A 26,027-nucleotide genomic window follows, 5' to 3' on the forward strand; every position below is an offset into this window, starting at 1 on the left:
AGATGAACCACTTGCCCGCCCCGGTACGCTGGCTGTATTCCCTGGAATGGCGCCGTGGCTTTTATGAATGGGCACGCAGCGATGGCGTGACCTGGGTACATATTTTCAAAGTGCTGGTTGCGGCTTTTCTGACCCTGTGGCTGGCCATGCGGCTTGAGTTGCCGCAGCCGCGCACGGCGATGATCACGGTATTTATCGTGATGCAGCCGCAAAGTGGCCAGGTGTTCGCCAAAAGTTTTTACCGGTTTTTGGGCACCCTGACCGGTTCGGCGGTGATGGTCGCGCTGATCGCCTTGTTTGCGCAGAACACGGTGTTGTTTCTGGGCGCCATGGCGATTTGGGTGGGCATCTGCTCGGCCGGTGCGGCCCGTTGCCGTAACTTTCGTGCCTATGGCTTTGTGCTGGCGGGCTACACCGCCGCCATGGTCGGCCTGCCCGCGCTGGCGCACCCCGACGGCGCCTTTATGGCCGCGGTATGGCGGGTGCTGGAAATCTCGTTGGGCATTTTGTGCTCCACGGTGATCAGCGCCGCCATCCTGCCTAAAACCGCAGGCGCGGCGATGCATGACGCGCTGTACAAACGCTTCGGTGTGTTTGCCGGCTTTGTGAGCGAAGGCTTGCGCGGCCAGTCCACCCAAGAGGCCTATGAAGCCAGCAACGTGCGCTTTATCGGTGAAAGCGTGGGGCTCGAAGGCATGCGCAGCGTGACCGTGTTTGAAGACCCGCACATGCGTCGTCGCAGTGGCCGCTTGAGCCGTTTGAACAGCGAGTTCATGGCCATCACCACACGCTTCAATGCCTTGCACCAATTGCTCGCGCGTTTGCGCAGCCGTGGTGTGGTGGACGTGGTGTCGGCCATTGAGCCGGAGCTGGAAATACTTGCCCGGTTGCTCGACACCTACGCCGGTCGTTCGTTGACCGATAAAGATGCGGTCTTGCTGGCCGAGCAACTGGATGCATTCAAGGCGAGCCTGCCGGGGCATGTGCGTGCGCTGCGGGTGAAGTTTCTGGAAAGCGGTCCGAGCCCCTCGGATTTTCTGGACTTCAACACCGCGTACGAGCTGTTGTTCCGCTTCGTTGACGACGTGCACAGCTACGCGTTGACCCACGCCTCGCTGGCCGACCACACCCACGAACGCGAGCGCTGGGACCAGCCCTTTATCTCGCAAACCAACTGGTGGTCGGCCGCCGCGTCAGGCATCCGGGCCGCGTTTATTCTGGTGGTGCTCGGCACTTACTGGGTGATGACGGCCTGGCCCAGCGGCGCCACCATGACCTTGATTGCAGCCGCCACCGTGGGCTTGTCGGCGGCCACGCCGAACCCCAAACGCATGGCGTTCCAGATGGCGTGCGGGACCTTTATCGGTGCGCTGGTGGGCTTTGTCGAAATGTTCTTCGTGTTGCCCCATATCGACGGTTTCCCGCTGTTGTGCCTGGTGCTGACGCCGGTGATCGTGCTCGGCTCGTTTCTCACCTCGCGGGCCAACTACGCGGGTGTCGGCCTGGGCCTGCTGATTTTTTTCAGCACCGGTTCGGTCCCCGACAACCTGACGATTTACAACCCGTACCAGTTCATCAACGACTACATCGCGATGGTGCTGGGCATGCTGGTTTGTGCCGCCGCCGGGGCGATTATCCTGCCGCCCAACAGCCGCTGGCTGTGGAGCCGTCTGGAGCAGGACCTGCGCGAACAAGTGGTGTACGCCATCAGCGGCAAACTGCGTGGCCTGAGCTCCAGCCTGGAAAGCCGCACCCGCGACCTGATGCACCAGGCGTATGGCCTGGCAGCCGGCAAGCCGCAGGTGCAACGCGAACTGTTGCGCTGGATGTTTGTGGTGCTGGAGGTCGGCCACGCAATTATCGAATTGCGCAAAGAGCAGGCGATCTTGCCGATTCACCCGGCCTACGCCGAGGCCCAGCCCTGGCGTCAGGCCATCCGGGTGATGGGCCGGGCGCTGGTGCGGCTGTTTATCGCCCCCAGTGAAAGCAACCTGGAGCGTGCGCTGATTGCCGTCGATCACGCCATCGGCCGGGTGCAGTCCACCGATGAGCCGTTCGCCCGCAACTTCGACACCTCGGCACTGGTTCGGGTGCAAAGCTACCTGCATTTCATCCGTACATCACTGCTGGACCCGCAATCGCCGCTGGCCGCTTACGCCCAGCCGCAAGGACTTGAACATGCCTCGTGAAATCGCCTTCCACGGCGTCTACATGCCCACCATGACCCTGATGTTTTTTATCGCGGCGGGGTTGGCATGGGGCTTTGACCGACTGTTTTCCGGCTACGACCTGTACCGCTTCTTCTGGCATCCGGCGCTGTTGCGCCTGAGCCTGTTTGCCTGTCTTTTTGGCGCCATGGCGCTCACTGTTTACCGTTGAGACCGATCCGATGAAAAAGTTTTTCAGCCTGCTCGCCACCTTGCTGGTTCTGGCCCTTGCGATATGGATCGGCCGCACCCTCTGGGAGCATTACATGAACACCCCGTGGACCCGTGATGGACGGGTGCGGGCCGATATCATCAACGTTGCGGCCGACGTTAACGGCTACGTGACAGGCGTGCCGGTCAAAGACAACCAGTTGGTGAAAAAGGGCGACGTGCTGCTGGAAATCGACCCTGAGCATTACCAAATCGTGGTCAAGCAAGCGCAATCGCTGGTGGCGTCCCGCAAGGCCACCTGGGAGATGCGCAAGGTCAACGCCCATCGCCGGGCGGACATGGACAGCCTGGTGATCTCCCGCGAAAACCGTGACGACGCCAGCAACATCGCCGACTCGGCCCTGGCTGACTACCAGCACGCGCTGGCTCAGCTTGACGCGGCGCAGCTCAACCTCAAACGCACCAAAGTGCTGGCTACCGTTGACGGTTACGTGACCAACCTCAACGTGCACCGCGGCGACTATGCGCGGGTGGGCGATCCGAAAATGGCCGTGATCGACAAGGATTCGTTCTGGGTTTATGGCTTCTTCGAAGAAACCAAGCTGCCGCACATCCGTGTGGGCGACAAAGCCGACCTGCAGATGATGAGCGGCGAAGTGCTGAAGGGGCATGTGGAAAGCATCTCGCGCGGTATCTACGACCGTGACAACCCTGAGAGCCGTGAGCTGGTGGCTGATGTAAACCCGACGTTCAACTGGGTACGGCTGGCGCAACGGGTGCCGGTGCGCATCCACATCGACGAAATCCCCGATGGTTTCCTGCTGGCGGCAGGCACGACCTGCACTGTGATCGTGGAGCAGGACAAAGCCGAGTAATCCCGACGAATCTGTGGGGGCGGGCTTGCTCGCGATGCAGACGGCACGGTTTTTCAGGTAAACCGCAGTGATGCCTTCGCGAGCAGGCTCGCTCCCACAGGTTTAATCCGCGCCAAACGTCTCATGCAAATGGCGCCAGAGCACCTTGCCGCCAGCGTCCTTTTCAAACACAACGGTGGCACGGCGATCAGTGCGGTTGCCGTTGTGTTCCTCTTGCAACTCGCGGTAGCTGACCACCGCGCCGTCCGGGTACAGGGCAATGCCCTTGAACTCGCTCAGGGTGATTTTCAAGCCCGGGCGCGCACCGCGCAGTTGTTCAAACAGCCCGTCTACCCCGTCGATATCCAGCACTTTGCCGCTGGGGGTAATCATCGAAAACTGCGGCGAAAAACGCCCCAGCAAGGTCGGCAAGATGCCGGGCTCAAGCCCCGAAAACCAGCCTTCAATCTCGACATGGGTTTCGGTCACAAGGTCAAAGTAGCGCGCAAAATCAGTCATCAGAATCTCCAGGTCAGGGTGCTAGCAAGGCCAGCACGCGGGATGTATCAAGGCGTAGCACGGGGATGAGGGGCACCAGCGTCAACCCGCAGCCGATGGCAAAGCATAGGGCAAAGGCGTGGGGCGTCGAGGTGATCGTGGTCAATGCGCCAAACAAGGCCATCATCAATGCCGGGCCGAGCAAAAAGCTCAACTGACGATTGATATTCCACAGCGCACTGGCGGGGCCCATGTGTTGGGGGGCTATGTCGATAAACGCCGTGTTTTGCGCAGTGCTGCTGCTCAGGCTGCCACCAAAGCCCATCAATGCGTACAACGCCATCGGCAACAGCAGGTCGGTGTTTTGTACCTGCATCAACAGTGCAATGCCCAGGGCCTGGGCGCTCATGCCCAGCAGCAGCAAGGGTTTGGGGCCGACACGGTTGAACCGGTAGCGGCTCAGGGTGATGCCCAGCGCCGAGGCCAGGGCCCACGGCAACATCAGGGCGCCGGTTTGCGTGGCGCTAAAACCCAGTTGGTGCAGATACAAAATGCTCACCAGTTGCGTGCCGATAAAAATCCCGGGGATGAACAGGTACGTGAGCATTGCCACCTGCAGCGGCGGGCCTTTGAGCAAATGCCCCATCAGCGCGGCGCCAGCCCTCAGCCCGGCCTTGTCCAGGCGCGGCGGGTGTGGCGGCCGTGGTTCGGTTTTGAGCCAGCAGGCGGCCAGCAGCAGCGTCAGTAAAGCCAGCGGCAAATTGGCGTAAAACACCCAGCGCCATGACAGTGTCTGCACCATCCAGCCACCCACTACCGGCGACAGGGCAGGCACCAGCAGCGCCACGAGCAAAATCACCGAGGTCAGGCGGGCACGTTCGCGAACCGGAAAGTGCCGATACGCCATGGCCTGGCCGACCGGAATCAACAGCCCGCCGCCCAGCCCCTGCAGCAGGCGCCAGCCAATCAGTGCCTCGATCGACGCCGCGTGTGCCACGCACCACGACGCCAGGCTGAACAGCACCAGCGAGATCACCAGCAGGCGCTTTTCGCCAAACACTGCCGCCAGCCACACACTGGGCAAGATGATCAGGATCAGGCCGAGCATGTAAGCATTGCCGATCCAGGCCAGCTGAGTGACCGATGCCTGCAGTTCCTGGCTGATATCGGGATAGGCAATCGCGGCGGCGAACATGTTCACCAGGTCCAGCGCAAAGCCCAGCAAATACACCAGTGCGATTTTGTTGCGATAGGCCATGGCCGGCTCCTTGATCAGAGGCCGAACAGTAGGCGGCTTTTGCGGCTAGAGGAACGCCGCCCGTGCTGCTAGATTGTCAAAATTATTTTGACAATTGGCAGGTTCGCAGATGGTCAGCCTCGATCGATTCGACACTTTCAAAGCCGTGGTCGAAGCCGGTTCACTCACCGCAGCGGCCGATTTACTGGGCCAGACCCGTGCCGTGGTCAGCTTTAACATCAAGCGGCTGGAGGCCGAACTGGGCGTCACCCTGCTCACGCGCAACACTCGGCGGCTGGCCCTGACGGAGGCGGGTGAACGTTTTTATCTGCATTGCGTGAATATGCTGGAGGCGGCCCGGCTGGCCATTGATCAGGCGCGCAGCGAACACACCGAACTCAAAGGCACGCTGCGCATCACCACCACGGTGGAATATGCACTGGCCAAAGTGGTGCCTGCACTGGAGCTGTTTCGCGCGTTGCACCCCGACCTCAACGTGCACTTGTCGACCTCATCGACCCATGCCGATCTGATCTCCGAGCGTTTTGACGTAGCGCTGCGGCTGGGCCGCGTACTCGACTCCAGCCATCGTGCGGTGCAGTTGAGTACCTTCGACATTTTGCCCGTGGCTTCACCGGCGTTTGTGGCCGGCGTGCCGCGTGTCAACAGCGTACAAGCCCTTGAACAGACGCCGTGGCTGGAACATGGCCGGGTAGGGGAGTTGAGTATCACCGAGGTGAGCAGCGGTACGGTCCGGCCCTGGCAACCCAACCCCGCCAAGGCAGGGATCAAGGCTGACAACTCATCGGTACTGCGCGCTTTTGCCCTGGCCGGGCAGGGTGTGGCGATCCTGCCTGACTGGCTGATCGGGGACGACTTGCAGGCGGGGCGCCTGATTCATTTACTGCCCGGCTGGCAATTTACCCGTCAGGGGGTTTACGCCCTGTACCCCGACACCCGTCATCTGCCGTTAAAGGTGCGGGTGTTCATCGATTTCATGAAGGGCCATGCTTGAACGTGGTTTCGCAGGCACTGTGGGAGCGGGCTTGCTCGCGATACAAACACTGCGGTCTTTCAGGAAAACCGAGGAGATGCCATCGCGAGCAAGCCCACTCCCACAGAGATTTACAGGTCACGGCAGGTCTTTATCCAGCCCGAACCGCTTCATCAGGATTTTTTGCAGCAAGCGGGCCGGCACCAGCGCGGCCAGCAACGGCATGGCACGGCTGCCGTTGCCGTATCTGAGCAACATCGGCGTTCCGGGTTTTTGTACGGCCTTGAGCACCGCGTCAGCAAAGGCCGATACGGGGGTTGGGTTGTCTTGCGAGGCCTTGGCCCTGGCCCGAATACCGTCACGCACCGGCCACCACGCCGAGCGCTCGTCAATCAACTGTTCGGCCTGTGCGCTGGCATTGTTCGCGAAGCGGGTGTCGATGGCGCCGGGCTGTACTTCGAGCACGTCAATGCCAAAGGGTGCCAGCTCCATGCGCAGGGCATCGCTCAGGGCATGGACAGCGGCCTTGGAGGCGCAGTAAGCGCCGGCAAACGGAGTCACCAGTACGCCGGAGACGCTGCCGATATTGACCACCAGGCCCTTGTTGCGGCGCAGCGCTGCAAACAGGGCGCGGGTGACACCGACCACTGAAAACACATTGGTTTCAAATTGCAGCTGCAGCCCTTCAACGCCGCCATCGAGCAACGGACCCATGGCGCCATAGCCGGCATTGTTGATCAGCACGTCCAGGCCGCCGTCATCGCTGGCCAGGTGTTCGGCCAGTTGCGCCAGCGCCTCCTTGTCATTCACGTCCAGTTGCACCGCGTTAAACCCTGCTGCTGCCAACCGGGCCACATCCTCAGGCTTGCGGGCGCTGGCCCAGACCTCGTAGCCCGCCGCCTTGAAGGCATCGGCCAGGGCGCGGCCAATACCGCTGGAGCAACCGGTGATCAAAACACGCTGCATCAAAATATCCTTAGTTGGCAAAGCTGCCTTGCAGGCGCTCGGCTCTGAATTCGAGGGTTTGCGGGCGATAACCAGCGCGCAGGGGCGGCATGGGCAGGCAGTCCTGCCAGCTTGCTCCGGGCTGCAGCTCGCCAGGCCCACGGTAGCGCGGGGCGGTATAGAGGTTGTCGGCAAGGTTGACGGTATCGCCGGGTGCATAGGCCGCGATGCGCCAGCCGAGTTCGGCCAATGGCACGGTATTGCGGTTTTGCAGCGTGAGTTGCAGCGGACGGTCTGCCGGGCACTGCACGGGGTCATAGACGATACGCAGCTCCAGACGTGCCAGTTGCTGAGCTTCACGATGATCCAGCCACGCCACCGAGACAGCCACTAGCGCCAGCCCGATCAGTGCTGCCATCGACACCGGCAAGGCTTTGGACGGGTAACGCAGCAGCAGGATCAGCCACGTGATGATCAGTAGAACGCCGATAAGCATGACGCTCGCCTCGCAGAAAATGAACACACATCCTACTTAAGCTTAGATGCCCATGGCGAGGGCGCATGTTCACTGCAACTGAGGTGGATCAGGCATGAGGGGGGTTATTCGGGAGCGTGGTCACGCAAAAACACCAGCAGGTCCGGCTTGGACTGCTCTGCGCTGAAGCGATAACCCTGATCATCGAACTGCTTGAGGTGATCGGGGTTGTTGATGCGTTCCTTAATCACAAACCGGCTCATCATGCCGCGGGCTTTTTTGGCGTAAAAGCTGATGATCTTGTGCTGACCGTTTTTCAGGTCCTTGAATTCGGTATTGATGATGCGTGCGTTCAAGGCCGGTTTTTTGACCGCCGAGAAGTACTCGTTGGACGCCAGGTTGAGCAGCACGTCATCGCCTTGCTCGGCCAGCGCTTCGTTGAGCCACTCGCTGATACGGGTGCCCCAGAAAGCATAGAGGTCCTTGCCGCGGGCATTGGCCAGCTTGGTGCCCATCTCCAGGCGATACGGCATCATCAGGTCCAGAGGGCGCAGCAGGCCGTATAGCCCCGAGAGCATGCGCAGATGGGTTTGCGCATAGTCGAAGTCTGCCTCGTTGAAGTCCACGGCGTTGAGCCCGGTATACACGTCGCCTTTGAACGCCAGCAGGGCCTGCTTGGCATTTTCAGGGGTGAAGGCCGGGGTCCAGCTGCCGAAACGCGCTGCGTTGAGGCCTGAAAGCTTGTCGGACAAGTGCATCAGCTCGCCAATCTGTTGCGGGCTCAGCTCGCGCAGTTGTTCGATCAGTTCCTGAGAGTGGTCCAGGTATTGCGGCTGGGTGAAACGCGCAGTGGCCGGCGGCGTCTCGTAGTCGAGGGTTTTAGCGGGTGAAATCACCATCAGCATGAGGTCGTCTCCATTTAGCGTCGGGGGATTCTAGGGGGTTGAGCGGTTTGACTCCACCTATGAGCGCGATAGCCCCTCTGCGTGCGGTTATAGTGCTGCCTGTTTTCACAGGGAGATTGATCCGTGCGCATTGCTCTTTTTTTGTCGGCCTGGCTGCTGTGTCAGGGGGTGGTGGCGGCGCCGAATGAGCCAGCGACGCTGGACCGCAGCACCTGGCCCGAGCAATTGATCAGCCCGGCCCTGTTCGATGTGGCCTCGCGCGCCGAAATCCTGGCTTTTGCCCATGCCTTGCTGGCCAGCGAGGCGCTGAACGACACCGCGCTCAAGCAGCGCCTGAACCTCAAATCCATCAACATCGATGCGATAGACAGCGTCCGTCAGCGAATGTGGCAGCGGTTGTTGGCCAACTACAATTTTGCCCAGCAGAGCTGCGATCAGGACGCTTCGTTTTGCTATTACGTCGACGGCATGGACAGCTTGCGCGAGCAGGCCGGCAAGTTTGAAATCGCCGATGACTCGTTTTATGTGGCCTGGGCCGGGCCGAGTCGTGAATTTCACCAGCGTTACCTTGACGAACAACTGCGCAAGGCGGCGCTGCTCCCGCAAATCAGCAGCGAAATCGAGCTGTTGGGCGAGCAGGAGTTCAACGGTGACCAGATGCATGACCGGCTGTTCATGCTGACCTTCGACAGCGGCCCCACCCAATTGCCGGGCACCACCGACTGGCTGACCGATTACCTGCGCAAGCAATCCATGAATGCGACGTTTTTTGTGTTGGGCAACAGCGTACAAGTGCGGCTCGACAACGGCGGTGCACAGGCCCTGCAAGGGCTGTACAAGGGGCAGTGCGTAGGCGTTCAGGGTTGGGAGTATCGCTCCCATAGCCACTGGCAGGCCTGGCAGGACTCGATTTTGCGCAGCACGGGCGTGGTCAAGCAGGCGCTGGCGCACAACTACGTGCCCCTGTTTCGTCCACCCTATGGGCAGCGGCGGGCAGACAGCGGGGGGTTTTTCCAGGCGCAGGGGTTGCGGGTGGCGCTGTGGAGCATTGATGCACAGGACATGGCGGCCAGCCTGAGTGCCCAGCAGTCGGCACAACGGGTGCTGAGCCTGATGCTGTTGTGGCGCCACGGGGTGATTGTGTTTCACGATACCCAGGACAAAGTGCGCACGGCACTGCCCTGGTTGCTTAAGGCAACCGCGCAAAGTGGCTTGGGTTGGGAAGATTGCGAAGTGTTGTAAAAACAGACGCTTAATACCTGACTCTAGACCCGCTTTCGACATCCGCCAAGGCTATTCGTCACTCCGAAAAATAAATCCTCTAATCGCTAAAAAAACTTTTTTTTGTCACACATTTAGGAGTATTACGAAGACAGACGGCCGAAACCTGCAACACAGGTGGCGTCTTCCAAGACCCATCGGGCAGGTTATTGACGGCAGTCACTTCGAGGCGCAGCACTGTTGCGGTATTGCGTCGACTGGCTCCCCACAAAGGTGACCGAGTATGGATGATCACGGACGCACTCCTTCTGCCCACAAGCCAATCCTTTATGTACTCGATACCAATGTCCTGATTCACGATCCAAACGCATTGCTTAACTTCGAGGAACACCACGTCACCATCCCGATGACGGTGCTCGAAGAGCTCGACAAACTCAAAACCGGCAAATTGCTGGTGGCAGCGGAGTGCCGCCAGGCTATTCGTTTGATTGATCAACTGCTGGGTGATGCCAGCCCTGACGATGTTGAAAAGGGCGTGCCGATCCAGCGTGGCAAAGGTGCCCCAAAGGGCTTCCTGTCGATCCTGATGAGCAAGCGCCGCGAGCCCAATACGCTGCTGCCCGAAAACCTCAACGACAATATCATCATCAATCAGCTGATTGACCTGCACGCCCGCGAGCCGAAGTTGCGGGTAGTGCTGGTGACCAAAGACATCAACATGCGGCTCAAGGCCCGGGCTTGCGGGATCGAGTCCGAGGATTACAGCACCGATCAGCTGGTCGATGACGTGTCGATGCTGTCCCGTGGTTACCACACCATGACCGGCTCGTTCTGGGACCGGGTCAACAAGGTGGAAACCCGCCAGGGCCACGGCCGCACCTGGCACCAGGTGCAGATGAACGAAAATCTGCCTTCGGTGCATATCAATGAATTCATCATTGATGAGCAGGGCTTTGTTGGCTGGATCAAGGAAGTACGCAAGGATCAGCTGCTGATTCTGGACATGCACCAGGAGCCGCTGCTGCATCAGGAAGCCTGGGGTTTAAAACCACGGGACATTTACCAGGGGCTGGCGCTGTTTGCCTTGCTCGACCCGGATATTCACCTGGTCAACCTGTCGGGTGCGGCGGGTTCGGGTAAAACCATTCTGGCGCTGGCGGCGGCGATTGAGCAGACCATGGTCAGCAAGCGTTACCGGCGGATTATCTGCACCCGCAGCGTGCAAGGGCTGGATCAGGAAATCGGTTTCCTGCCGGGTACTGAAGCCGAGAAAATGGAGCCTTGGCTGGGGGCTATCACCGATAACCTTGAAGCCCTGCACATGGATGACGAAAACACCCACGGCAGCGTCGACTACATCCTGAGCAAGGTGCCGTTGCAGTTCAAATCCCTGAACTACATCCGCGGTCGCAGCTTCCAGCAGAGCCTGATCCTGATCGATGAATGCCAGAACCTTACACCGCACCAGATGAAAACCATCATCACCCGTGCGGGCGCCGGTTCCAAAGTGGTGTGCCTGGGCAACCTGGCACAGATCGATACGCCTTACCTGTCGGCCACCAGCTCGGGGCTGACCTACCTGACGGAGCGTTTCAAAGACTTCCCCAACGGTGTGCATATCGCGTTGCAAGGGGTGCCTCGTTCGATTCTGGCCGAGTACGCCGAATCCCACCTCTGACATTGCCTGTTTAACCCTGACCCGGGCGGCCTTGAGCCGCCCGGTTGCGTTTCAGGGGGAGGGCGCCGGCGTGTGTCTTCTGGAGATCAGGCTGTAGATCGACGGCAGCACAAACAACGTAAACAGCGTCCCCACCACCATCCCCACGACAATCACGATGCCCAGTCCGAAGCGGCTGCTGGCCCCTGCGCCGCTGGCAAACAGCAAGGGCACCAGGCCGACCACCATGGCGGCGGTGGTCATCAGGATCGGCCGCAAGCGGATGCGGGCCGAGCGAATGATGGCGTTGGCCGGTGAGCAGCCCGTAGCGGCTTGCAGTTCATTGGCAAACTCGACCATCAGGATCCCGTGCTTGCTGATCAGCCCGATCAGCGTCACCAGGCCGATCTGGGTGTAGATGTTGAGCGTGGCCCAGCCCAGTGCCAGCGGGATCAAGGCACCGCAGATCGACAGCGGTACGGTGATCAGGATGATCAGCGGGTCGCGCAGGCTTTCGTACTGCGCCGCCAGCACCATGTAGATCACGATCAGGGCGAACACAAAGGTCAGCATCAGCGCGTTGCCTTCGTGGATAAATTGCCGCGAATCGGACTGCCAGTCATGGCTGAAGCTGGCGGGCAATTGCTTGCTGTGTTCGGTCAAAAAAGCCACGGCCTGGCCCAGGCTCACGCCGGGTGCCGCAATGCCCTGGAAGGTCGCCGAATTTTGCTGGTTGAACTGTTTCAGGCGGTTGGGCTGGATATCGCTGTGCAGGCTGACCACGGTGGCCAGCGGTACTTGCACCCCGGCATCGGTGGCGAGGTAGAAGCCGTTCAAGGCCTCGGGCGTCAGGCGCTGGCTGGCCCCGGTTTGCGCGATCACATCATAGGAGCGGCCCTGCATTGCGAAGCGGTTTGTGTAGTTTTCGCCGACCAGTATTGCCAGGGTGCTGGCGATGTCTTGCAGGCGGATACCCAGGCTGTTGGCCTTGTTGCGGTCGATCCGCACCTCGGTCACCGGGTTGTTGAACGCCAGGTCACTGTCGACCACGGCGAACAATCCGCTGGCCCGGGCCTGCTGCTTCAGCTGTTCCATGGCCAGGTACAGCGAGCGGTAATCCTCGGTGCTGCGGATCACCAGTTGTACCGGCAAACCACCGGTGGAGGCGGGCAGTGCCGGCATCTGGAAGACGAAGATGGCATTGCCTTCCACACCGTCGACCCGCTGCTGCAATTGCGTCTGGATCTGCGCTGCGCTGCGCCCGCGCTGGTTCCATTCCTTGAAATTGACCCCGGCATAGCTGGCCGCCACACCGTCGGTGCCGTTGATGATCCAGGTGCCGGTAGCTTCGGGGATGGCACCGAGGACGCCACTCAATTGCGCGGCATAGCGCTCAACAAAGTCGAGGTTGGCGTGTTGCGGGGATTTGATCGCCAGCAGCAGGTTGCCCTGGTCTTCGTTGGGCGCCAGTTCTTTTGCGGCCTGGCCGTAGAGCAGTGGCAGGCTGAGCAGTATCAGTACGGCAAAGCCCAGGACCACGCCGCGTTTGCGCAATGACAGCAGCAAGCCTCGCTGATAACGCCTCGATAAACGGTGGAAGAACCCCTCGGCCAGCATGCCCATGGCGCCTTCGTCTTGTCCGGCCGGCAGCAGTTTTGCGCACATCACCGGGGTCAATGTGAGGGCGATCACGCCCGACACCAGCACCGCGCCGGCCAGAGTCAGGGCGAACTCCTTGAACAGTGCACCGGTCAGGCCGTTCATCAGGCCGATGGGCATGTATACCGCAGCCAGGGTGACGGTCATGGCAATCACCGGTGAGGCGATTTCCCGGGCGCCGATCAGCGCAGCCTCAAGCGGGGCGAGGCCTTCCTTGATATGGCGATGGATGTTTTCGGTGACCACAATCGCGTCGTCCACCACCAGCCCGATGGCCAGCACCATCGCCAGCAGCGTCAGCAGGTTGATGCTGAAGCCAAACAACGCCATCAAGGCCAGGGCGCCGAGGATCGACAGCGGGATGCTGAGGATCGGGATCAGCACCGTGCGCCATGAGCCCAGGCACAGGAAAATGATCAGCACTACAATCAGGATCGCTTCGAGCAGGGTCTGGATCACTTCCACAATCGAGGCTTCGATAAAGTGCGCGGTTTCGAACGCCAGCGCGGCCTCGACCCCGGGTGGCAGGGTTTTCTGGATGCCCGGCAACAGGCGTTTGATGCCCTCGACAATTACCAGCGGGTTGCCCCCGGGCGTGGCGTACAGCCCCAGATGCACAGCGGGTTTGCCGTCCATCAGGGCGCTGGTTTCGTAGGCGGCCGAGCCCAGCTCGATCTCGGCAATATCGCGCAGGCGCAGCAGGCGGTCCCCACGATTGCTGATCACCAGGTCGCGAAACTCGTCGAGGGTGGTGAGGTCGCTGTTGACCTGAATCGATGACACCACGTACTGCCCTTTGATTTGCCCCGGGGCGGCCTGGAAGTTGTTGGCGCGGATCGCCTGTTCAACCTCGGCGGCACTGATGCCATGGCCGGCCATGCGTTGCGGGTCGAGCCACAGGCGCATGGCCAGGCGCTGGCCGCCAAAGGTATCGACCTTGGCCACGCCTGCGATCGTGGCGAACAAGGGCTGCACCACCCGGTTCAGGTAGTCGCTCAGGGCTGCGGCCGAGAGGGTGTCGCTGGTAAAACCGACATACGCCACGGCGGTGGACTCACCGGCCGAGCGCTCGATCACCGGGTCGTAGGCCTGTTCCGGCAAGCGATACTTGACCTGGTTGACCTTGGCGATCACCTCGCTCAGGGCCTTGGCCGAGTCCTGGTTCAGCGCCATGCGCAACGTCACCAGGCTGTGGCCCTGCACCGAGGATGAGCTGATGTAGTCGACGCCTTCCACCGAGGCCAGCGACTGGTTAATGGGTTGGGTGACAAAGCCCTGCATCAGTTCGGCCGGGGCCCCGGGGTAGTCGGTGCTGACGGTGATCACGGAGCTTTCCAGCAACGGGTACTGGCGCACGGGCAAACCCATATAGGCTTTGAGCCCGGCCAGCAGGATCATCAAACTGACCACCAGTGCGAGCACCGGGCGCCGGACGAATATATCTGTGAACTTCACTCGATGGCTCCTTCGTCAACGGCCAGTACGCTGTCGGTCATGGGCTCGATACGTGCACCATCGCTGAGTTTGATCTGACCGGAGATCACCACTTGATCCCCCGGCGCCACCCCCCGGGTGATCACCACCCAACCCTCGCGGCGCTCGCCGGTCTCGACCGAAACCCGGCGCACAGTGGGTATGCCTGCAGGTTGCACGACATAGAGGTCTTCGCCATACGCGCTGTAGGTCACTGCCGTTTCTGGCACGCTCAAGGTGTTTTCGGGCAGTGGCTGGGGCAAGCGCACCCTGGCAAACATGCGCGGCAGAGCGGCACTTGGCGGGTTTTTCAGGTGTGCCTGCACGCTGGCGGTACGGGAACGGTCAAGGAACGGATCGATGCTGCTGACCACGGCCGTCAGCGGTTGATGGGGCAGGGCATCGAGTTCGACCAGCAGGCTTTTGCCGGTGGCGAAGCGGGGCAGGGCCTGCTCGGGCACGCTGAAATTGACGTACAGGCCCTTGTTGCCGATCAGGTTGATCAGGGTATCGCCGGGGTTCACGTACTGGCCCAAATGGACTTTACGAATCCCCAAAGTGCCGTCGAACGGTGCGCGGATGGTGCGCTGCTCGATCTGTGCCACCAGCCCCTGAACAGCACCGCGGGCGGTGGTGTATTCGGCTTGGGCGTTGTCCAGCGCTTCCCGGGAAATGGCATTGGAACCGATCAGTTTTTTCATCCGCTCAAGGCGTACCCGGGTGTTGTCCAGTTGGCCCTGCAAGCGCACCAACTGGCCACGCTCGGGCGCATCGTTGAGGCGCAGCAGAACTTGCCCGCGGGTGACTCTTTGCCCGGATTCAATGGGCAACTCGACGATCCGCCCGCCGATCTCGGCGGGCACGCTGACTTCCTGCACCGCTTCCAGCTCGCCAATCGCGTCCAGATAACGGATAAACGGCTGGTTGCTGACCATGGCCACGGCCACCTTGACCGGCGCGACCTCATACGCGGCGGGTGCTGGTTGTTGCCAGCGCCATACGGCCCAGAAGATCAGGATCAACATCAGGCCTGAAAACCCGTAAAGGGCGTTGCGTGGGGTAAGCTGGTGCGTGTTACGCGCCGTGGCAGTGGAGGGTGTGGGATCTAGCATGCAGCGCTCCCTTGGAGTGGGCTAATGACAGGAGAGTCGGAGTGTTACTGCGCAATATCGATTTGAATCTGCTGGTGGTGCTCGATGCGTTGCTCACGGAAAAACACGTGACCCGCACCGGTGTTCGCTTGCATTTGAGCCAGCCGGCCATCAGCCACTCGCTGAACAAGCTCAGACTGCTGCTGGATGACCCGTTACTGATTCGCCAGGGTAATGAGGTGGTGCTCAGTGCCCTGGCGCAAAACCTCCAGGCGCCGCTCAAGGCCGCGCTCGGCCAGATCGAAACCCTGTTCGGCCAGTCCATCGACTTTGTGCCGGCAGACTCGCAGCGCACCTTTCGCGTGGCGATGTCCGATTACGGCGCCGCTATCGTGCTGCCCAAATTGCTGGTGCAACTGCGCAAGCTGGCGCCGGACACCTCGCTGGTGGTGATTCAGGACAGCCGCCTGGGCATGCTGGAGCAAATCGAACAGGGCAAAATCGACCTGGCCGTGGGGGTGTTTGCGACGCTGCCGGCGGATATCAGCTGCGACGTACTGTTCGAAGAAACCTTTACCTGCCTGCTTAACCGGCGTTCGTTGCCCGATAGTGGCGTGCTCGACCTGGACAGCTATCTGGCGCGTCCGCATTTGTTGGTGTCGATGGATGGCAACACCCAGGGCGAGGTCGACAACGTTTTGCGCGCCCGGGGGCTGCAGCGCCGGGTGGCGGTCAACGTTCCCCACTGGGGCACCGCGCCGGGGATGATTGCCGGCACCGATCTGATCCTCACCGTGGCCACCCGCACTCTGGACAACGTGCCGCTGGGGGACACGCTGGTGGCGATACCGCCGCCGCTGACCGTGGCGCCGTTCAACTATGTGCAGGTCTGGCACCAGCGGTTTAATCAGGATCCGGCCCATCGCTGGCTGCGTGAACTGGTCAAACAGGTAAGCGCGCCTTCAACCCCGTGAGGCAATGACAAACCCTGCCAGCACCACACTCACCCCCAGAATCTTCTGCAGGCTCGGGCTGTTTTTGGGCAGGCCGAGCAAGCCGAAGTAATCAATCACCAGCGAAATAATCAGCTGGCCCACCACCACCGCCATGATGAAATTCAGTGCCCCCAGACGCGGCACGGTGATCAGTGCGACGGTGATGTAAAACACCCCGGCCAGGCCGCCGAGCCAGATCCACCAGGGGCCGGTGAGCAGCGCCGCGAGGTTGGGGCGGGGCACTTTCACGATCAGCATCACCAGCGCAATGGCCACGCCACTGACCAGCAACGAAATCACCGTGGCCCAAAACGGATGGCCGAGCACAACGCCAAGCCGGGCGTTGCTGCCAGCCTGCAAGGGCACGGCAAAGCCTGCAAACAGGCTCAGGGCAATGACAACAAAAAGAGGCATAAGGACGGCTCCGAAGTTTCAACCGTTGTACGGCGAATGCCGGCAGGCGGCCAATTCGATGTTCTGATGCGCGGTATTCGTGGGGTCGATGGTCTTAACCAATTCTCGGGTTTACACTCCTTGCTCCTGTCTGGAGTACCCCCTGTGCTGACTCATTTAGATTCTCAAGGCCGCGCCAACATGGTTGATGTCACCGATAAAGCGGTGACATCCCGTGAGGCGCTGGCACAAGCCGTGGTGCGCATGCGCCCTGAAACCCTGGACATGATCGTCAGTGGCGGCCACCCCAAGGGTGACGTGTTTGCCGTGGCGCGGATTGCCGGGATTCAGGCGGCCAAGAAAACTTCGGACCTGATCCCGCTGTGCCATCCGCTGATGCTCACCAGCGTCAAGATTGAACTCAGCGCCCATGGCAGTGATGCCGTGCTGATCGTGGCGCGTTGCAAGTTGTCCGGGCAGACCGGCGTCGAGATGGAAGCCCTGACCGCTGCAAGTGTTGCTGCGCTGACGATCTATGACATGTGCAAGGCGGTAGACCGCGGCATGACCATCGAGAGCGTGCGTGTGCTGGAGAAGCTCGGCGGCAAGAGCGGGCACTTTCAGGCTGACCCGCTATGAAGCTCAACGTGATGTTTTTTGCCCGTTATCGTGAGGCCCTGGGGCTGGGTGTCGAGTCAGTGGACGGTGAGTTTGCGTCCATCGAACAGCTGCGGGCGCACCTGGCGCAACGCGGTGGCGCCTGGCAGGTGCTGGCCGAGTCCAACCTGATGTGCGCGCGCAATGAAGAGCTGTGCAAGCTCGACGAGCCGCTGGCGGAGGGTGACGAAGTGGCGTTTTTCCCGCCTGTGACCGGAGGCTGAACATGAGCATTCGCGTGCAAGTGGCAGCCTTTGACCCGGGCGCTGAAGTCAATGCTCTGCATGCGGCCAATTCGGGCGTGGGTGCGGTGGTGAGTTTTGTCGGTTATGTGCGCGACTTTAATGAGGGGCGTGACGTAGCGGGGATGTTTCTGGAGCACTATCCGGGCATGACCGAAAAAGCGCTGGGCAAGATCGTGGTTGAGGCTGAGCAGCGTTGGCCGTTACTCAAGATTGAAGTGCTGCACCGTATTGGAGCGCTGGAGCCGGGTGAGCCTATCGTGTTTGTCGGCGTGGCCAGTGCTCACCGTCAGGCGGCCTTCGATGCGTGTGCGTTTGTGATGGACTACCTGAAAACCCGCGCCCCGTTCTGGAAAAAAGAACAGACCGCCGATGGCCCGCGCTGGGTTGAAGGGCGGGCCAGCGATGACGCGGCGGCAGAACGCTGGAAGTAAAGATGTCGCATATCGCTTCGTAGCAGCTGCCGAAGGAACGAGGCAGCTGCTACAGGTCAGCACTCAGGCTATTGCATCCGGATCGTGTGGCTTGCGCACAGCACGTACGACGGGGCGCAGCAGTTCTGTCGGCGGTGTTTCGCAGCTGATCTTGCGACCCAGCAGCGCTTCAATCGATGGCAGTTGATACGAGTCGTCTTCACCGGCAAAGCTGATGGAAACCCCGCTGGCGCCTGCGCGGCCAGTACGGCCAATGCGGTGCACATAGTCGTCCGGCACTTCGGGCAGGGTGAAATTGATCACGTGGCTGATACCGTCGATGTGAATCCCGCGGCCCGCCACGTCGGTGGCCACCAGTACGCGGATCTTGCCTTCACGAAAGCCTTCCAGCGTCTTGATGCGCTTGTGTTGCGGTACGTCGCCTGACAGTTGGGCGGCGTTGATGCCGTCACGTACCAGGCGCTCTTCGATGCGGCGCACCTCGTCCTTGCGGTTGGCGAACACGATGACGCGCTCCCAGCCGTTGTCGTTGACCAGGTTGAACAACAATTTGTATTTGTCGGCACCGGCAACGGCATACACGTGCTGCTCGACCATGTCGCTGGCGACGTTGAGCGCTTCGATTTCCACGATGGCCGGGTCGGTGGTCCATTGCTTGGCCAGGTTCATCACGTCCTCGGTAAAGGTCGCAGAGAACAGCAGCGTCTGACGCTCGGCTTTAGGCGGCGTTTGACGAATGATCTGGCGTACTTGAGGGATGAAACCCATGTCCAGCATGCGGTCGGCTTCGTCGAGTACCATCACTTCGACCATGTCCAGATGTACTTCGCCGCGCTGGTTGAAGTCCAGCAGACGGCCCGGTGTGGCCACCAGAATGTCGCAATGGCGGGCTTCAAGCTGCTTGAGCTGCTTGTCGAAGTCCATGCCGCCGACGAACGTCATGACGTTCAGGTCGGTGTACTTGGTCAGGTCGGCCGCATCCTTGGCGATTTGCACCACCAGCTCGCGGGTCGGCGCAATGATCAGTGCGCGCGGCTCGCCCATGTAGCGTTCTTTGGGCGGCGGGGTCTGGGTCAGCTGGCTGATGATCGAAATCAGGAACGCGGCGGTTTTGCCGGTGCCGGTCTGGGCGCGGCCAATGGCGTCGCGACCGCTCAGGGTATAGCCCAGCACTTCGGCCTGAATGGGTGTGCAGTACGGGAAACCCAGGTCCTGAATGGCATGCATCAGCTCAGGGGTGAGCTTGAAATCGTGAAAGCGGGTTTTGCCTTCTTGTGGCTCTACCGCAAAGTCTTCGAGTTTCCAGGGGATGACCGGTGGCTTGGGAGCCACTTCGCGCCGAGGTTTTGCAATTTTTGGTTTTTCGATGTGCGGTTGTTCGGCAGCGGGCTGTGCGTCAGGAATGGTCACCGGCGCGGGTGCTGGAACAGGAGCAGGAGCAGAACGACCAGGCTGTTGCGCGTCGGTTCGCGGGCTGGTGTTGCTCGAAGGTGTCATGGAAGCTGGCGCGAGCGGCTCAGCCTCGCTTTTACCGAATATTTTTTTGAGTGCTTTGAGCACGGTCATCTCATCAGTTGGTTAAGGAGTGTACGCCGGGCAGTGTAATGCAAGTCGGGTGCTCGGCGTAGTGAGCGAAGGATGTTTCGGTTTTAGCCCAGGCGTTTTGCCAACCAGGCACCGATATCGCGGATTTCTTCGGGTAACACTTCATGGCCCATTGGGTATTCCTGCCATGTAACCGCCACACCTGCAGCCTTTAAGCGCTCATAAGCCGTACGGCCCATGGCGTTTTGGACTACATCGTCGTACTGACCATGCAAGCACAGGGCCGGGATCCGTTGCTGGCTGGCAGACAAAGGCAGCACTTCGCTGAATGTCGGTGCGTAGGTGGAGAGGGCAAGTACGCCACCCAGCGGCCCTTGCCATTTCAGGTAAGCGGTGTGGAACACCACGGCGCCGCCTTGGGAGAAACCGGCCAGAAAAATCCGGTTGGCGTCGATACCGCTCTGGCGCTGGTCTTCTATCAACTGGATGACCGTATCTGCGGACTCTTCCAGTTCCTCTTCACTGATGGAACGGGCAGGGCTCATGGCCTTGATGTCGTACCAGCTGGGCATGGCATAACCGCCATTGATCGTCACGGCGCGGGTCGGTGCCTGTGGCAATACAAAGCGTGTGGTCAGCAACGACTGTTGCAGTGCTTCGGCCACCGGCATGAAGTCATAGCGGTCGGCGCCCAGGCCGTGGAGCCAGATAACACAGGCGTCTGCGGTCTTTTGAGGCTGAATGATCAGAGGTTGGGTCATGGCTGCTCCATCGTTGTGCATGTGCGCAAACCGGGTGCGCTACAAAAGTGCTTGATCGGTTAAAAATTACAGAAAATGTCGCTTGCTTGAACGTTTTTTCCGATATTACGTACTGAACTTACTAAGACACGAGTGTGGTACGGGCTTTGCTATGTGGACAGGGACGTGAATGCGTTCACCCTCGGCGGTAACACTAACAGGCTACTGCCGACGGGGGGACAGCAAAAATCCCGAGGGTGAAGTTAGACAAGGAATTCAACAGCTCAAGTGAGCGCTTCAGTTTGACGGTTCGTGCGATGCACCCATCGCTCAAGGCTTATGCCGCTTGACCCAATAAAAAGCCAACACGGGTCAACATGCGCCTCACAAGGGGGCGGCGGGTCTTGTTCAAACACAAAAAAAGCAGCACTGGAGGTTTGAATGAAGCAGTTGAAATCCACCCTGGCTTTGGCCACAGCAGCCATCGTGTTGAGTGTCAGTGGTTTTGCACATGCAGGCGCAACCCTGGACGGCGTTAAAAAGAAAGGGTTTGTGCAATGTGGTGTCAGTGACGGTTTGCCGGGTTTTTCGGTACCTGACAAAGACGGCAAGATCATGGGTATTGATGCTGATGTGTGCCGCGCAGTGGCCGCAGCGGTATTCGGCGATGCAACCAAGGTCAAGTTCAGCCAGTTGAACGCCAAGGAGCGTTTCACCGCGCTGCAGTCGGGTGAAGTTGACGTGCTGTCGCGCAATACCACCTGGACCAGTTCCCGTGACTCGGGCATGGGCATGGTGTTTGCGGGCGTGACGTATTACGACGGCATCGGCTTTTTGGTCAACAACAAGCTGGGTGTAAAAAGTGCCAAGGAACTGGACGGTGCAACCATCTGCATCCAGGCCGGTACCACCACCGAGCTGAACGTATCGGACTACTTCCGCGCCAATAACCTCAAGTACACCCCGATTACCTTCGACACTTCTGACGAAAGCGCCAAGTCGCTGGAAAGCGGTCGTTGCGACGTACTGACTTCCGACAAGTCGCAGCTTTATGCACAGCGCAGCAAACTGGCGAACCCGAACGACTATGTCGTTCTGCCGGAAACCATCTCCAAGGAGCCTCTGGGCCCTGTGGTACGCAAGGGTGATGAAGACTGGTTCAGTATCGTCAAGTGGACCCTGTTCGCCATGCTCAATGCTGAAGAGGCGGGTATCACCTCCAAAAACGTCCTGGCAGAAGCCAAGTCGACGAAAAACCCGGACGTTGCCCGTCTGCTGGGTGCGGACGGTGAGTACGGTAAAGACCTGAAACTGCCGAAGGACTGGGTGGTACAGATCGTAAGCCAGGTCGGTAACTACGGCGAAGTCTTCGAGAAAAACCTCGGTAAAAGCACTCCTCTGGCCATCGACCGCGGGCTGAACGCTTTGTGGAATAACGGCGGCATCCAATACGCACCTCCTGTGCGCTGATTGCCCTTTCACCCGGTAGGCCAACTGCCGGGTGATGTTGTCTGATCCAATTTTTCAGGGGCATTTCATGCAAATTAAAGTCGGCGCACCCAAGCCCAGGTTCAGCCTTGGCGATCCACGTGTGCGTGCGTGGTTATTCCAGATCATCACCGTCGCAGTGGTGGTCTTCATGGGCTGGTATCTGTTCAACAACACCCAGACCAATCTGCAGCACCGTGGCATTACTTCGGGTTTTGACTTTCTTGAACGCAGTGCCGGGTTTGGCATTGCGCAGCATTTGATTGACTACACCGAGTCCGACAGTTACGCCCGGGTCTTCGTTATCGGTTTGCTGAACACCTTGCTGGTGTCGGTGATCGGTATCGTGCTGGCGACGATTCTGGGTTTTATCGTCGGTATCGCGCGTTTATCGTCGAACTGGATGATCAGTAAACTGGCGACGGTGTATGTAGAGGTCTTTCGCAATATTCCTCCTCTGCTGCAAATCCTGTTCTGGTACTTCGCGGTGTTTCTGACCATGCCGGGGCCCCGCAACAGCCATAACTTTGCTGACACCTTTTATATGAGCAGTCGCGGCCTGAACATGCCGGCGGCGGTAGGTACAGAGGCTTTCTGGCCGTTTGTCGCCAGCGTGGTGCTCGCGATTGTGGCCACCGTTCTGATGGTCCGCTGGGCCAACAAGCGCTTCGAAGAAACGGGCGTGCCGTTTCACAAGTTCTGGGCAGGGCTGGGGCTGTTACTGGTGATCCCGGCGCTGTGCGTGTTGTTGTTCGGCACCCCGGTGCATTGGGAGATGCCGCAGCTCAAAGGTTTCAACTTTGTCGGTGGGTGGGTGCTGATCCCCGAGCTGCTGGCGCTGACCATTGCGTTGACGGTGTACACGGCAGCCTTTATTGCCGAAATCGTGCGTTCGGGGATCAAGTCGGTCAGCCACGGCCAGACCGAAGCTGCCCATTCGCTGGGCCTGAGCCCTGGGCCTACGTTGCGCAAAGTGATCATCCCGCAAGCGCTGCGGGTGATTATTCCTCCGCTGACCAGCCAATACCTGAACCTGGTGAAAAACTCGTCCCTGGCGGCGGGCATCGGGTATCCGGAAATGGTTTCACTGTTTGCCGGCACGGTACTGAACCAGACCGGGCAGGCCATTGAAGTCATCGCCATCACCATGAGCGTTTACCTGTCTATCAGCATCAGCATTTCGCTGCTGATGAACTGGTACAACACGCGTATCGCGCTGATCGAGCGATGAGGACGGGACTATGACGACTCATGTTTTCAAACCCGACATGCCGCCGCCGGGCAACCGCATCGGCATCGTCGCCTGGGCTCGGGCCAATCTGTTTTCCAGTTGGCTCAACACCTTGCTCACCCTGTTTGCCTTTTACCTGATCTGGCTGATCGTGCCGCCATTGCTGAGCTGGACAGTCTTTGATGCCAACTGGGTTGGCACCACTCAGGCTGACTGCACCAAGGAGGGCGCCTGCTGGGTGTTCATCCAGCAGCGTTTTGGCCAGTTCATGTATGGCTATTATCCGCCCGTGCTGCGCTGGCGGGTTGATCTGACCGTGTGGCTGGCGGTGATTGGCGCAGCGCCCCTGTTTATCTCGCGCTTCAAGCACAAGGCGGTCTACGGGCTGGGCTTTCTGGTGGTGTACCCGATTCTGGCTTACACCTTGTTGCATGGCGGTTATTGGGGCCTGAGCAATGTGGCCACCAGCCAATGGGGCGGCCTGATGCTGACTCTGGTCATTGCCACGGTCGGGATTGCTGGCGCCTTGCCGCTGGGGATTTTACTGGCGCTGGGGCGACGTTCGGACATGCCGGCCATTCGCGTGGTGTGCGTGACCTTCATCGAATTCTGGCGCGGCGTTCCGCTGATTACCGTGCTGTTCATGTCCTCGGTAATGCTGCCGCTGTTTCTGCCCGAAGGCATGAACTTCGACAAGCTGCTGCGGGCCTTGATCGGGGTGATTCTGTTCCAGTCGGCCTATGTGGCTGAAGTGGTGCGCGGCGGTCTGCAGGCCATCCCCAAAGGGCAGTACGAAGCGGCTGCGGCGATGGGCCTGGGGTACTGGCGCAGCATGGGCCTGGTGATTTTGCCGCAAGCCTTGAAACTGGTCATTCCCGGCATCGTGAACACCTTTATTGCCCTGTTCAAGGACACCAGCCTGGTGATCATCATCGGCCTGTTCGACCTGCTCAATAGCGTCAAGCAAGCCGCTGCCGACCCGAAATGGTTAGGCATGGCGACCGAAGGGTATGTGTTTGCAGCGTTGGTGTTCTGGATTTTCTGTTTTGGTATGTCCCGCTACTCCATGCATCTGGAGCACAAGCTGGACACTGGCCACAAGCGTTAGGTAGGAGTGCGACATGAGTGAAGCAATCAAAAAACCTGCGAGCCCTGAAGGCATTATTCAGATGCAGGGTGTTAACAAGTGGTACGGCCAGTTTCACGTGCTCAAGGACATCAACCTCAACGTACAGCCGGGTGAGCGGATTGTGCTGTGCGGGCCTTCCGGATCGGGCAAGTCAACCACGATCCGTTGCCTCAATCGCCTCGAAGAGCACCAGCAGGGCCGCATCGTGGTGGATGGCGTAGAGCTGACCAATGACATCAAGCAGATCGAAGCGGTGCGTCGTGAAGTCGGCATGGTGTTTCAGCATTTCAACCTGTTCCCGCACCTGACCATCCTGCAAAACTGCACGCTGGCTCCGATGTGGGTACGCAAGATGCCCAAGCGCAAGGCTGAAGAAATCGCCATGCATTATCTGGAGCGAGTGCGGATTCCGGAGCAGGCACACAAGTTTCCGGGGCAGTTGTCGGGTGGCCAGCAGCAGCGTGTTGCGATTGCCAGGGCGCTGTGCATGAAGCCCAAAATCATGTTGTTCGATGAGCCGACTTCAGCGCTCGACCCGGAGATGGTCAAAGAGGTTCTGGATACCATGATCGGCCTGGCCGAAGACGGCATGACCATGCTCTGCGTGACCCATGAAATGGGTTTTGCCCGCACCGTGGCCAACCGTGTGATCTTTATGGACAAGGGTGAAATCGTTGAAGAGGCGGCCCCGAATGACTTCTTCGACAACCCGCAAAATGACCGGACCAAGTTGTTCCTGAACCAGATTTTGCATTGATCCATCGGCATCTGTAGTCGCTGCCGAAGGCTGCGATGGGGGGCATGGCTACCCCCTTGTCGCAGCCCGCGACAGCGTCGGCATCAGTGCGGATTTTCACGCTGCTGTTGTTTTTGCAGCAGCAGCGCATTGATGTCTGCGCACTCGTTGATGGCATGTAGTTCCTGAACCAGTTCGGGATGGCGATCGAGCAGGCGCATCAGTACAAACAAGGGTTTGGGAGGTTCCACCTCGGCCCGTTCATAGCGGCTGAACGCATTGTGGCCGCCCCCCGACAGCAGTTGCACGGCACTTTTTTGGGTGAAGTGCAGTTTGCGCCGGATACGCTTCATCTCATCGGCCATCACCCGTTTGGCATCTTCGATCAGTTCATCACCGGCCTGGGCGTAACGCTCTGCGCTGGGAGCATCGAACTCGATTTCTGCGCATTCAGTGCACTCATGGCCTGCCAGGCTGTGCACCATCCGGTTCAATTGCTTGAAGCTCACATTGAAGCTGCGACCCTTGAACGCTTGCATCGCATTGGGGGCACCGCAGGTGTAGCAGTCATGTCTGCTCACAGGTCTTTCTCCTTGAAGGCGATGACGGGCGGCCCTCCACAGGGGCGATAGGTCACCTTGATATAGATAGCCAAACCGAAGGCCTGCGCGTGATAGACGTCCTGCCAGACCTTATGGTCGGCGTGGGTCGACATCGACTTGTGCAGCGCCCTGCGTTCTAAAGAAGCAATGACCCTCTGCATTTGGGCGAGGGTCAGGCCCATGGTTCGTCCCCCATCCAGTGCGCTTTTGGTGAACGCTACTGCGCCAAGCCGTAATACATCGGCCTGAATGCACTGGAGGTTGTAGTGAGGTGTTTTCTTTTCCATAAGAGGCAGCCTCGACGCGCTTTAAATTACCCTTAAAGGGTTCTTCGTTCAATGATTAACTATCTTTTTTTGCAGCTCTTAATCTGTAGTCGATTGCCCCTGTGAAGAGCTCTGGATAGGATGTAGGAAAATTCATCCTATGATTGGATGAAAAGGCGAAT

Annotated in this window: 26 protein-coding genes; 14 read left to right on the plus strand and 12 right to left on the minus strand. The window is 59.6% G+C overall.

Annotated elements, in window-relative coordinates:
- Positions 1-2 precede the first annotated feature (2 nt).
- From ACZRMS_RS13460 to ACZRMS_RS13470, 3 genes are read left to right on the plus strand one after another with little or no spacing between them, the layout of a single operon-like run.
- Complete coding sequence (locus ACZRMS_RS13460; RefSeq protein ID WP_463995648.1) at positions 3-2,189, plus strand: FUSC family protein; 2,187 nt, start codon at positions 3-5, stop codon at positions 2,187-2,189.
- Positions 2,179-2,379, plus strand: coding sequence for a DUF1656 domain-containing protein (locus tag ACZRMS_RS13465; protein ID WP_016781859.1), 201 nt, complete (start codon positions 2,179-2,181; stop codon positions 2,377-2,379). The genes ACZRMS_RS13460 and ACZRMS_RS13465 overlap by 11 nt, the downstream gene beginning before the upstream one ends.
- Before the next feature lie 10 nt (positions 2,380-2,389).
- A complete protein-coding gene (locus tag ACZRMS_RS13470) occupies positions 2,390-3,253 on the plus strand; it encodes an efflux RND transporter periplasmic adaptor subunit (RefSeq protein WP_463995649.1) in 864 nt (287 codons plus the stop codon).
- Between the two features lie 102 nt (positions 3,254-3,355).
- On the opposite strand, the gene ACZRMS_RS13475 is transcribed toward ACZRMS_RS13470, so the two are convergent.
- Positions 3,356-3,751: a DUF4440 domain-containing protein gene (locus ACZRMS_RS13475; protein ID WP_463995650.1), complete on the minus strand. Its 396-nt coding sequence runs from the start codon at positions 3,749-3,751 to the stop codon at positions 3,356-3,358.
- A gap of 13 nt (positions 3,752-3,764) precedes the next feature.
- The gene (locus ACZRMS_RS13480; protein WP_463995651.1) at positions 3,765-4,988 is read right to left on the minus strand and encodes an MFS transporter; all 1,224 of its coding nucleotides are present in this window, start codon (positions 4,986-4,988) and stop codon (positions 3,765-3,767) included.
- Between the two features lie 109 nt (positions 4,989-5,097).
- Here ACZRMS_RS13480 and ACZRMS_RS13485 point away from each other — a divergent pair, with 109 nt between their 5' ends.
- Positions 5,098-5,982: a LysR family transcriptional regulator gene (locus ACZRMS_RS13485; RefSeq protein ID WP_463995652.1), complete on the plus strand. Its 885-nt coding sequence runs from the start codon at positions 5,098-5,100 to the stop codon at positions 5,980-5,982.
- A gap of 117 nt (positions 5,983-6,099) precedes the next feature.
- Here the strand turns inward: ACZRMS_RS13485 and ACZRMS_RS13490 are convergent, their stop codons facing one another.
- From ACZRMS_RS13490 to yaaA, 3 genes are all read right to left on the minus strand, one after another.
- Positions 6,100-6,927 (minus strand): SDR family oxidoreductase, encoded by an 828-nt coding sequence (locus tag ACZRMS_RS13490; RefSeq protein ID WP_463995653.1) that lies wholly within the window; start codon positions 6,925-6,927, stop codon positions 6,100-6,102.
- Between the two features lie 10 nt (positions 6,928-6,937).
- Positions 6,938-7,402, minus strand: a complete 465-nt coding sequence (locus ACZRMS_RS13495; protein WP_463995654.1) for a multidrug transporter — start codon at positions 7,400-7,402, stop codon at positions 6,938-6,940.
- Between the two features lie 104 nt (positions 7,403-7,506).
- Positions 7,507-8,286: a peroxide stress protein YaaA gene (yaaA, locus tag ACZRMS_RS13500; RefSeq protein WP_463995655.1), complete on the minus strand. Its 780-nt coding sequence runs from the start codon at positions 8,284-8,286 to the stop codon at positions 7,507-7,509.
- A 123-nt stretch (positions 8,287-8,409) separates the two neighbouring features.
- On the opposite strand from yaaA, the gene ACZRMS_RS13505 reads away from it, so the two are divergent.
- Complete coding sequence (locus tag ACZRMS_RS13505; protein ID WP_463995656.1) at positions 8,410-9,528, plus strand: polysaccharide deacetylase family protein; 1,119 nt, start codon at positions 8,410-8,412, stop codon at positions 9,526-9,528.
- A 262-nt stretch (positions 9,529-9,790) separates the two neighbouring features.
- Positions 9,791-11,185, plus strand: coding sequence for a PhoH family protein (locus ACZRMS_RS13510; protein WP_463995657.1), 1,395 nt, complete (start codon positions 9,791-9,793; stop codon positions 11,183-11,185).
- 51 nt (positions 11,186-11,236) lie between these two features.
- On the opposite strand, the gene ACZRMS_RS13515 is transcribed toward ACZRMS_RS13510, so the two are convergent.
- Both ACZRMS_RS13515 and ACZRMS_RS13520 read right to left on the minus strand, forming a co-directional pair.
- Positions 11,237-14,278 (minus strand): MexW/MexI family multidrug efflux RND transporter permease subunit, encoded by a 3,042-nt coding sequence (locus ACZRMS_RS13515; RefSeq protein ID WP_463995658.1) that lies wholly within the window; start codon positions 14,276-14,278, stop codon positions 11,237-11,239.
- A complete protein-coding gene (locus tag ACZRMS_RS13520; protein ID WP_463995659.1) occupies positions 14,275-15,408 on the minus strand; it encodes an efflux RND transporter periplasmic adaptor subunit in 1,134 nt (377 codons plus the stop codon). Before ACZRMS_RS13520 ends, ACZRMS_RS13515 begins: the two co-directional genes overlap by 4 nt.
- Before the next feature lie 41 nt (positions 15,409-15,449).
- Between ACZRMS_RS13520 and ACZRMS_RS13525 the strand changes: the two genes are divergently transcribed.
- Positions 15,450-16,361, plus strand: coding sequence for a LysR family transcriptional regulator (locus ACZRMS_RS13525; RefSeq protein WP_463995660.1), 912 nt, complete (start codon positions 15,450-15,452; stop codon positions 16,359-16,361).
- Here the strand turns inward: ACZRMS_RS13525 and ACZRMS_RS13530 are convergent.
- A complete protein-coding gene (locus tag ACZRMS_RS13530; protein WP_261739552.1) occupies positions 16,350-16,796 on the minus strand; it encodes a DMT family transporter in 447 nt (148 codons plus the stop codon). The genes ACZRMS_RS13525 and ACZRMS_RS13530 overlap by 12 nt on opposite strands.
- A 144-nt stretch (positions 16,797-16,940) precedes the next feature.
- On the opposite strand from ACZRMS_RS13530, the gene moaC reads away from it, so the two are divergent.
- The 3 genes from moaC to moaE are packed head-to-tail and all read left to right on the plus strand — an operon-like array spanning position 16,941 to position 18,108.
- Positions 16,941-17,414 (plus strand): cyclic pyranopterin monophosphate synthase MoaC, encoded by a 474-nt coding sequence (gene moaC / locus ACZRMS_RS13535; protein ID WP_463995661.1) that lies wholly within the window; start codon positions 16,941-16,943, stop codon positions 17,412-17,414.
- On the plus strand, positions 17,411-17,656 hold the full coding sequence (locus ACZRMS_RS13540) for a MoaD/ThiS family protein (protein WP_463995662.1): 246 nt from the start codon (positions 17,411-17,413) through the stop codon (positions 17,654-17,656). Before moaC ends, ACZRMS_RS13540 begins: the two co-directional genes overlap by 4 nt.
- Positions 17,657-17,658: 2 nt before the next feature.
- Entirely contained in the window at positions 17,659-18,108 is a 450-nt protein-coding gene (moaE, locus tag ACZRMS_RS13545) for a molybdopterin synthase catalytic subunit MoaE (protein WP_463995663.1), read from the plus strand.
- A 63-nt stretch (positions 18,109-18,171) separates the two neighbouring features.
- Here moaE and rhlB read toward each other — a convergent pair whose 3' ends face one another.
- A complete protein-coding gene (gene rhlB / locus ACZRMS_RS13550; protein ID WP_463995664.1) occupies positions 18,172-19,674 on the minus strand; it encodes an ATP-dependent RNA helicase RhlB in 1,503 nt (500 codons plus the stop codon).
- Positions 19,675-19,757: 83 nt separating this feature from the next.
- A complete protein-coding gene (locus ACZRMS_RS13555) occupies positions 19,758-20,414 on the minus strand; it encodes an alpha/beta hydrolase (protein WP_463995665.1) in 657 nt (218 codons plus the stop codon).
- Between the two features lie 420 nt (positions 20,415-20,834).
- Between ACZRMS_RS13555 and ACZRMS_RS13560 the strand changes: the two genes are divergently transcribed.
- The 4 genes from ACZRMS_RS13560 (at position 20,835) to ACZRMS_RS13575 (ending at position 24,998) form a co-directional block, all read left to right on the plus strand.
- Positions 20,835-21,863: an amino acid ABC transporter substrate-binding protein gene (locus ACZRMS_RS13560; protein ID WP_463995666.1), complete on the plus strand. Its 1,029-nt coding sequence runs from the start codon at positions 20,835-20,837 to the stop codon at positions 21,861-21,863.
- Positions 21,864-21,930: 67 nt separating this feature from the next.
- Positions 21,931-23,112, plus strand: a complete 1,182-nt coding sequence (locus ACZRMS_RS13565) for an amino acid ABC transporter permease (RefSeq protein WP_463995667.1) — start codon at positions 21,931-21,933, stop codon at positions 23,110-23,112.
- Positions 23,113-23,122: 10 nt separating this feature from the next.
- On the plus strand, positions 23,123-24,220 hold the full coding sequence (locus ACZRMS_RS13570; RefSeq protein WP_463995668.1) for an amino acid ABC transporter permease: 1,098 nt from the start codon (positions 23,123-23,125) through the stop codon (positions 24,218-24,220).
- Between the two features lie 13 nt (positions 24,221-24,233).
- Entirely contained in the window at positions 24,234-24,998 is a 765-nt protein-coding gene (locus ACZRMS_RS13575; RefSeq protein WP_463995669.1) for an amino acid ABC transporter ATP-binding protein, read from the plus strand.
- A gap of 83 nt (positions 24,999-25,081) precedes the next feature.
- On the opposite strand, the gene ACZRMS_RS13580 is transcribed toward ACZRMS_RS13575, so the two are convergent.
- Together ACZRMS_RS13580 and ACZRMS_RS13585 are read right to left on the minus strand one after the other, a co-directional pair.
- The gene (locus ACZRMS_RS13580) at positions 25,082-25,558 is read right to left on the minus strand and encodes a type II toxin-antitoxin system MqsA family antitoxin (RefSeq protein ID WP_463995670.1); all 477 of its coding nucleotides are present in this window, start codon (positions 25,556-25,558) and stop codon (positions 25,082-25,084) included.
- Complete coding sequence (locus ACZRMS_RS13585) at positions 25,555-25,866, minus strand: type II toxin-antitoxin system MqsR family toxin (RefSeq protein WP_463995671.1); 312 nt, start codon at positions 25,864-25,866, stop codon at positions 25,555-25,557. The genes ACZRMS_RS13580 and ACZRMS_RS13585 overlap by 4 nt, the downstream gene beginning before the upstream one ends.
- Positions 25,867-26,027 lie beyond the last annotated feature (161 nt).

The organism is Pseudomonas sp. B424 (assembly GCF_055408345.1).